The following is a 3,841-nucleotide window of genomic DNA, read 5'->3' on the forward strand; positions in this document are numbered from 1 at the left end:
CACACCCCGCACCCCGCCACCCCACCCCCCGTCGTCATCCGTTCCCCGCCGAAGAGCAAGGGGCCCACCATGAACCAGCCGCTCACCGGGTGCACCGTGCCCGACCGGGCCCGGGAGTTGTTCGAGCTGTCCGCGCCGGTCCACCCGGACCTCCACCTGGTCCGTACCGAACGCGGCCACGCGCTGCTGGCCGTCAATGGCAGCCGTGTGTACTCCCTCGACAAGGCCGCCTACCGTGCGCTCGACCGAGCCCGGCGCGGCGCGGACCCGGCCGACGCCACAGAACTGCTCACGCAGCTCGGCCTGACCGTGCCCGAGCTGGTGGAGGATGCCCCGCCATCGCCTCCCCCGGTACGGGCCCTGTCACTGTCGGTCGCGCAGAAGTGCAATCTCGGCTGCACCTACTGCTATGCCCAGCAGGGCAGCTTCGGCGGTCCCGACACGAGCATGCCGTTGGAGACCGCGCTCTCCTCGGTGGATCTCCTGCTGCGCGACACCGTTCCCGGCGATCGGGTGAACCTCGCCTTCCTCGGCGGCGAGCCGCTGCTGAACCGCCCGGTGGTCAGAGCGGCAACCGAGCGAGCCGTCCGGCTGGCCGGGGAGAGCGGTGCCAGGATCACTTTCTCGCTGACCACCAACGGCACCGTGCTGGTCCCCGAGGACGGCGAGTTCTTCGAGGAGCACGGCTTCGCGGTGACGGTCAGTCTGGACGGTGGGCGGCGAGAACACGACCTGCTGCGCCCGTACCGCGGTGGCCGTGGCAGCTTCGACACGGTCCTGGCCAAGGTGACCCCGTTGCTCGCCGCGCAGCGCCGGATGCAGGTCTCCGCCCGGGTGACGGTCACGCCGGGCAACCTCGAGTTGCGGCGGACCCTGGACTCGTTCCTCGCGCTGGGCTTCCACAGCGTCGGGTTCTCGCCGCTGCTCAACTCGCCGACCGGCCGCGGCGAGATGGGCCACTCCGAACTGGAGCTGATGCTCGACGAGCTGACGGCCTGCGGAGCCGAGTTCGAGCGCCAGGTCACTGCCGGCCACCGCTACCCGTTCGCCAACCTGGTCAACGCGCTGCGGGAGATCCACCGGGGCACCCACCGGCCTTATCCGTGCGGCGCCGGCGCCGGGTACCTGGGGGTGTCGGCCGAAGGCGAGCTGGCGGCCTGTCACCGCTTCGTCGGAGACCCGGAGGGTGCGATGGGCGATCTGACCCGGGGTATCGACCCGGCACGTCGTCTGCGATGGCTGACGGACCGCCATGTGCACCGGCAAGAGCCCTGCCGCAGCTGCTGGGCCCGCTATCTGTGCGGCGGCGGATGCCACCACGAGGTCATCAGGCGGGGCCGGCCCGCCTGCGACTACATCCGCGGGTGGCTGCACTACTGCCTCGGCGCCTACCAGCGACTACTCACCCAGCGGCCCGACTACTTCGGCGCGACCGACCCGCCGCGCACCGACCCGCCGCGCACCGACCCGCCACGCACCGACCCGCCACGCACCGGCAACCCCCACACCGGCACCCCACCACGGTCCACCGTGCCCCTTTCCTCCCTCACCTCCCGGGCGCAGCCGTGAGCCCGCGGTCCACGGTCGAGACGGAGGTCTGCGTGATCGGCGCGGGTCCGGCCGGGGCGGTCTGTGCCAAGCGGCTCGCCGAGCTCGGGCACCAGGTCCTCGTGGTCGAGCGCTACTGCTTCCCGCGTCCGCACGTGGGTGAGGCACTGACTCCGGCCTGCTGGCCGCTCCTCGAGGTGCTCGGAGTGCGCCCCGCCGTGCAGGCGGCCGGGTTCCGTCCGGCCACCGAATCCCTCGTGCGGTGGCGGGACGAGCGTGCGGAGGTGGTCCGGCTGCCAGCAGGGGTGGCCGGTCTCACCGTGGACCGGGGCCGGTTCGACCGGATCCTGCTCGACGCGGCGGTGTCAGCGGGAGCGCGGGTGCTCCAGCCCGCCACCGCCCGCCGCGCCCGCCGTACGTCGGCTGGCTGGGAGGTGCCGCTGCGTTCGGCGGGCGGGGACGCCACGGTGCGGGCCCGCTTCCTGGTGGACGCGAGCGGGCGCGGCTTCGCCCTCGGTGGACGGAAGGAACCCACCGCGCCCCGCACTATCGCGCTGCACGGCCTCTGGCACGGTGCCCGGCGGCCGGGTCCCCCGACGCGGGTACTGGCCGAACGGGATGCCTGGTTCTGGGGCACCCTGCGGCCGGACGGGTCGTTCCGGGCGATGGTGTTCATGGATCCGCGGATGCTGCGCCGGTTCGGGGTCGGCCGGGCGGGGCTCGATGGCTGCTACCGCGGGTTGCTGCACGGTTCCGTTCTGCTGGACGGCTTGGCGGACGCCAGACAGGCCGGGCCGGTCTCGGTCTGCGACGCGACCGCGTTCGCCGATCCGGAACCGGTCGGCGAGGACAGCATCAAGATCGGGGAGGCGGCCTTCGCGCTCGACCCGATCTCCTCCTCGGGTGTGGACAAGGCGATGCAGACCGCGATGGCCGCGAGCGTGACCGTTCACACGCTGCTCGCCGCCGGGCATGACCGGCAGGCGGCGATGGACTTCTACCGGGACAGCCAGCGCCGGTCGGTGGAGCAGCACGCACAGTGGGCGGCCGGACACTATGCCGAGCACCGGATCCACCGCGACCGGCCGTTCTGGCTGCACCGCGGCCCACTGCGGCAGGAGTCCACGCCGGCGAAGGGCAGTGCGTCGAAGGGCGGGACGTCGGCCCCGGACCCGGTGTCCCCCGGCCCCGCAGTCCGTGACCCCTGGATCCGGCTCGCGCCGACGGCCGCTCTGGTCGACACCCCGTGTGCCGTCGGTGACCGGGTGGAGCTCCGCCGGGCGCTGAGCCATCCCGACCTGCCCCGCCCGGTTGCCTTCGTCGACGGCGTGGCACTCGCCCCACTACTCGACGCGATCGGCAGCGGGCGGCGGCTCGATGACCTGCTCGTGTCCTGGGACAAGGAACTGCCTACGAGCCGGGCCTCGGCGCTGGCCAATTGGCTTCACCGCCAGGGCGCCCTCACCATCGACCACCCACCCGACGACCAGCCACCCGACAACCACCCACCCGACGACCGCCCACCCGACGACCAGCCCACCCAGGACGGCCGGCCCCCCGACCCGCGGCCCCTCGGGCGCCCGACGGCGAGCAAGCTCACCTCGGCCGGCGTACTGCCGGCCCACCGGCCGAGGTGATGCTGTGTCGACTCCCGTTCAAGTCCCTGCGACGAACCCGACCGTCCCACTGGCTATGCGACCGCTCGGCCTACGCGCCGCATACCGTGGCTCGGCACGGCACCCCGCTGGCGAGCTGTCAGTGTCGCTGCCCGGCCGCAGGTCAGGCCCTCGGTCGCTCCGCCGGATCCTCGGTGCGGTTCTCCGTGCGGTTCTCCGTGCGCTCGTCGGGCCGGGCCAGCCGTCAGTGATCCTGGTGGAGGAACGACCTCACCATCCGGCAGGTGGCCGCGGACGGCCGGTGGATGTCCAGCCGGACGGCGAGCGAGCGGATCCGGCGGTTGGTGGCCTGCTGAGGGCCGTAGACACCGGAGTCGAGCAGGACGACCGCCAGGCGCATGGCCTTGAGGCGGCGGTTGTGCTCGATGTACCAGGCCCGGGGCAGGCCGGCCGGGAGCGGGCGGACTGCCGGCGGGCCGGAGCGTCGGCTGCGGCGGGACGGGCGGGTGGTGGACTTCGGCGCGCGGTTCTTCGGGGCCTGCTGCGTGAGCGCGGCGACGGACATCGGCGACCTCCCGGTGCGTTGGTGGAGCACTCGCTGACAGTTCTTAATTTTAGTTGGGGGCACTGACAATCCGGCCGCCCCACCGCCCGCGCCCACCCGGCCCCGGCCGCCC

General features: G+C 73.1%; 3 protein-coding genes. 2 read left to right on the forward strand and 1 reads right to left on the reverse strand.

What is annotated here, in order from left to right:
• A partial coding sequence (locus AA75_RS09735) for a radical SAM protein (RefSeq protein ID WP_368666553.1) occupies window positions 1-1,569 on the forward strand: 1,569 nt, incomplete at its 5' end.
• Window positions 1,566-3,185, forward strand: a complete 1,620-nt coding sequence (locus AA75_RS09740) for an NAD(P)/FAD-dependent oxidoreductase (protein WP_149038043.1) — start codon at window positions 1,566-1,568, stop codon at window positions 3,183-3,185. The genes AA75_RS09735 and AA75_RS09740, both read left to right, overlap by 4 nt.
• Window positions 3,186-3,408: 223 nt before the next feature.
• On the opposite strand, the gene AA75_RS09745 is transcribed toward AA75_RS09740, so the two are convergent.
• Window positions 3,409-3,729, reverse strand: coding sequence for a hypothetical protein (locus AA75_RS09745; protein ID WP_033819461.1), 321 nt, complete (start codon window positions 3,727-3,729; stop codon window positions 3,409-3,411).
• Between the last annotated feature and the right edge of the window lie 112 nt (window positions 3,730-3,841).

Origin of the sequence: Kitasatospora sp. MBT63, from assembly GCF_000710465.2 — a bacterium.
Lineage (GTDB): Bacteria > Actinomycetota > Actinomycetes > Streptomycetales > Streptomycetaceae > Kitasatospora.